We start from the raw sequence: 260 nt of genomic DNA on the forward strand, positions 1-260 counted from the left end.
TCGATCTTGTTGTTGTTCGCGGTCAGCGCGTCTTCGACGATGCGCAGCGCCGTGGATGCGCTCCACTCCGGCACCCACTGCTGGCCCACCACTTTGATGTCGCCCTTGTCGATGGCAGGCTTGAGTACCTTCAACTGGCCTTCGCGCAGCATCTTCGCGTTGTTGTCGGTCGGTGCACCGCCGAGCAGGAAGTAGTTGCCCTTCGGTTGCGCGTTAAACACGCCTTGTGCCTGCAATTCGCCGACCTTTTCGTTATCGAA

Annotated in this window: 1 protein-coding gene; it reads right to left on the minus strand. The window is 59.2% G+C overall.

Going from position 1 to position 260, the window contains the following annotated elements:
• On the minus strand, positions 1–260 hold a 260-nt coding region (locus SB822_RS58480), incomplete at both ends, for a substrate-binding domain-containing protein (protein WP_410859295.1).

This window comes from Paraburkholderia sp. SIMBA_054, assembly GCF_046534875.1.
In the GTDB taxonomy this organism is placed as follows: Bacteria; Pseudomonadota; Gammaproteobacteria; order Burkholderiales; family Burkholderiaceae; genus Paraburkholderia; species Paraburkholderia hospita.